This window comes from Paraburkholderia sp. RL18-085-BIA-A, from assembly GCF_046027075.1.
In the GTDB taxonomy this organism is placed as follows: Bacteria; Pseudomonadota; Gammaproteobacteria; order Burkholderiales; family Burkholderiaceae; genus Paraburkholderia.
The window spans coordinates 1-3,511 of sequence record NZ_JARESU010000314.1 but is presented as its reverse complement, the minus strand read 5'-3'; the positions used below and the strand labels follow the sequence as shown (position 1 = coordinate 3,511).

Sequence of the window (3,511 nt, the reverse complement as noted above, 5' to 3'; positions counted from 1 at the left end):
CCCTACGGGGCGTGTCCCGTAGGGGTCGTAAATCAAGGGTGCCGCGTCCGCTTACGCGGCCCGCGGTTCGAGATGGTTGCTCGCGTGCACCGTCACCCACCTGCCTTCGACAAGGACGTCACGCAGGAGCGTGCCGTTCAGGACGTAGGTGTGCGTGGTGCCAACGCGCGGATTGCAGCGACGAACCGAAAGCGTTACCGATTCGGTACGTACATGAAAATTTCGAATGAATGACATGGCGTTCCTCGTTGTTGAAACGGCGAGAAAACGCCCCTGTGGGGCGTTCCCCACAGGGTTGAGAGAAAGAGACGTTCAGGCTGCTAGCGCCTCGACGTCGATGATTGCATCGGCTTCGCCGACAAGGACAGGCGTCTGTGAGATGAAAAACTCTCGCTGATACCCGCCCTCGCGCAGCACTTCCCGCTTCATCCGCATGAACTGCAGCTTGCGCTGCGGATCAAGCGGACCATCAGACTCGTCGCTGAAAAGGGTCTGATACGGCTGACCCGTGTTCTGGGCGAGGTACAACGCAATGCCACGCGTCAGACACTCGTTGATCCAGACCTTCTGACCACCCGACATCACGGATACAGACTTCGTGCTGTTGGCGTCAGCGTCATGCACGAGGATTTCGAAGCCCTCACGCAGTTCGCCACTTGCCAGCGCGCGCTGCGTGCGGATCTCCACCGTGAACCGCATCCCGTAACAGGCAAGCAGCAGCCTGTTGACGGTATCGGTCAAAGCAGGTCCCGCATCGTCGATGGTCAGTGCGATGACGCCGTCGTTGCCGAGCCCCTTGGCAAGCAGCTTCCACTGCGCGATCTCATCGGAAAGACGATCTGCGCGCATTTGCGTAGCCGAAAAGCGGTCAAGGTCAGCGCCCAAACCATTCGCGTCTGCCTGCAGGACCGTCTGGGAGCGGATCGATGCTTCGATCTTCCCGTCCAGCGCTGCAACAGACTCGCGGTTCGCCACCAGTTTCCGGTCGGTCTCCACAATTGCTGCCGTCACGTCGACGGCTGCAAGCTGCTTTGATTCCTCGTGGAGTCTGGTCATCTCTGCGGTCATACGAGCCTTTTCAGACTCGAATCGAGCAGTACGCGCGGCACTCTCTTCAGCAACCGTCCTGAGTTCCGCATTCGCGGCGTCCAGTCCGGCTACAGCAGCATCGAGAAGCGGCTTGCTGGCAGCGAGTTCAGTCGCGGCCTGCAAGGTCCGTCGCGAAGCGCTTACCGCTTCTGTGACAACCTTCAGTTCGCTTCGCTTTAACGCGAGTTCAGCAACAACCGGCGCGAGCTCATCGGCCTGGGCCTTCTTCTCACGATATTTCGCGCGAAGCTCCGACACCGACACCCGTTGCACGTCTGCCTGCGATCGCGCCTGCAATGCCTGCGTGAGCAGCGGACAATTCGCGTGCATGGCGTGACCCACACAGGGAACCTGATTAACCACGGCAGCCTGCTTCGTGAGTGTGTCGAAATGGGCGGCTTTCGTCTGCCCTTCCGTCATCAAGCCCGACAGCGCGGCTTGAAGCGTTGCGTGTGTCATCTGCTTCGCTTCAAGGTCCGCAATCAGACGCTGCAGAGGCTCCAGCTTTGCCTCCTCGCGACCGATCACCAGTTGCGCTTCATCACGCTTCGCAGCCGCCCCGAGAATTGCATCCCTTCGGCCGAGCGTCGCCTGATGCGTGGCTACCGTCCGGTTAAGAGCAGTTACGCGTTGCTGGCTTCGAACCGATGCAGCCTGTTCGTCATCCGTCAACGCTCTCACAGCCTTCACCAGCTCGCCGCCACGTACAGCCAGTTCGCGCAGACGCGCTTCAGCCGTAGCCGACTCGCTCGCCTTTGCCGCAAACGTCGCACGCTCCTGAGTCAGCTTTGCGGCCTCCTCGAGCTTTGCATCGCGTTGCGATCTGGCCTCGCGCAGAGCGTCGCCCTGAGCAAGCACCAGACGCTCGACCTCAGCCTTGCGCTGACGTTTGCCCGCGAGTGCCACCAGTTCCGACTGGATCTCGACAAGTGCACGACCCAGAATCTTCGCCACGTCGCCAGCTTTCGCCGACAGCGCTTTGAGGTGTTCGATTCCGAGCATCTCGGCCAGCAGCGTCTTGATTTCGCCCGCTCCATAGGACGCGAGCGGTCGCCGGTTCTGCGCGGAAAAGACACTGGTGAAGAACGTTTCGAGCGAACCATTGATGGCTTCGACACAGCGGTTGTACGTCGCCGCCTTTCCGTCCGACACGGTTCCATCGGGCAACGTGACAGGCCGCCACGTACCGTCCGAGCCCAGCCATGCGAGGTAGTACTCCGCCTTTCCAGTTTTGCCGGGTTTCCGGAATGTGAACGTCGAGCGGTAACGGATACCGTCGTGCTCCCATTCCAGTTCCTTCAACGCGCTGGTTCCACAGATGTGATCCCAGTACGAGAAGGCATCGACGGACAGGGCCGACGCATGCGAAGGCATGATCGGATACGGATGCAGGTTGTCCATGATTGTCGTCTTGCCCGCCCCATTGGGGCCGACGAGCGCGATCAGTCCGTCCGGCAGCGCTTCGAGATCAAGGGTGATGCTTTCGCGCTTCATGCCGTCGCGAACCCCGTAGAAGCCCTCCAGCGTCAATTTCAGAGGGCGCATGATCCAACCTCCTGTGCATCGTGGATCGCGGCCATCTGTGCGTAGAACGCGTCATCGTCATCGTTTGGAAACGGCTCGCGCATGGGATCGGCGGCAACTTCCGTCACTACCGGCGCCTGAAGCGTTCCTGCGATCGCAGCAGCCACCTTTTCGCACGTGCGACTGAATTCCCGGCGCGCGTGAGTCAGTAGCTCAGCCCAACCGTGGAAGCCGGTCAAGCTTCGAATTTCCATCGACGACCACTGCGTCGCATAGCCTTCCCGATACGACCAGAGAAGGTGATGCATCTGGACAGTGGGCGTGACGGCGATTTGTCGTGCACGCGGCGTCGTGTCCGACAACACGAGGATCTGGCCAGACTGCGCCATGACGGCCCCGCGTTGCTGCCCGAACGGTTGATGAAGAATCGCAGCAGTGAAACCTGCGTGGTCGACGAGCGACCTTTGAATATCGCGCATGTCCTGATCGTCCATGGCGAAAGTGCGGATCCATTCAGATCCGGCAGGGTAAAGACCAAACATGATTGCACTCCGTGAGTATTTGGACGGAGTGCGCCCGGTAGGGATCGCTCCCCGCCAGGGTAAAAGAAATGAACTGCTGTTAAAGGTAAAGCACCAACTTCATCGATGCGTCTGTGACGCGGTGAATCCTTGTTTCGATAGCTGCGAAAGCTATCGGAACAATGCTGTGTCCGAACGCAGGAGAGCCAGACAGGCCTCTCCCACGCACCGGCAGCAAACTACGCTGCGAACAGATCGTCATCCAGCCATGATTTCTGTGCGGCGGGTGTTACTTCAACCGTCGCGACAGGCATTGCAAGATCGTCCATCGTGTTTGCTGGAACGGCTTGAACGTCAGCCGCCGGAAGGTCCGTGCT

3 protein-coding genes are annotated in these 3,511 nt (G+C 59.9%); all 3 read right to left on the bottom strand.

Annotated elements, in window-relative coordinates:
* Window positions 1-51: 51 nt before the first annotated feature.
* Window positions 52-237 carry a hypothetical protein gene (locus P0D89_RS51670; RefSeq protein ID WP_408379421.1) on the bottom strand — a complete coding sequence of 62 codons (186 nt, stop codon included), beginning with the start codon at window positions 235-237 and terminating at the stop codon, window positions 52-54.
* Window positions 238-312: 75 nt separating this feature from the next.
* Window positions 313-2,634: an SMC family ATPase gene (locus tag P0D89_RS51665; RefSeq protein WP_408379418.1), complete on the bottom strand. Its 2,322-nt coding sequence runs from the start codon at window positions 2,632-2,634 to the stop codon at window positions 313-315.
* Window positions 2,622-3,155, bottom strand: a complete 534-nt coding sequence (locus P0D89_RS51660; RefSeq protein ID WP_408379415.1) for a hypothetical protein — start codon at window positions 3,153-3,155, stop codon at window positions 2,622-2,624. The genes P0D89_RS51665 and P0D89_RS51660 overlap by 13 nt, the downstream gene beginning before the upstream one ends.
* Window positions 3,156-3,511: the final 356 nt, after the last annotated feature.